1 rRNA gene is annotated in these 226 nt (G+C 46.0%); it reads left to right on the forward strand.

Annotated features, from left to right (window positions below):
• A 16S ribosomal RNA gene (locus GTP41_RS26990) occupies positions 1-91 on the forward strand; the annotation flags it as partial.
• Positions 92-226 lie beyond the last annotated feature (135 nt).

The raw sequence follows: 226 nt of genomic DNA on the forward strand, positions 1-226 counted from the left end.
AAGGAGGGCGCTTACCACGGTAGGATTCGTGACTGGGGTGAAGTCGTAACAAGGTAGCCGTATCGGAAGGTGCGGCTGGATCACCTCCTTTCTAGAGTCGGCATCAGACTCAAATGTCCACACTTATCGGCTGTTGTTAGATACTGGTTAAACGTAAGCGCAAACGCTTAGGTTTAAGTAGTACCGTTCTTTAACAATCTGGAAGAAGTAAAAGTTTTATTAAGCG

Origin of the sequence: Pseudoduganella guangdongensis (assembly GCF_009857475.1) — a bacterium.
GTDB classification, from domain to species: domain Bacteria; phylum Pseudomonadota; class Gammaproteobacteria; order Burkholderiales; family Burkholderiaceae_D; genus Rugamonas; species Rugamonas guangdongensis.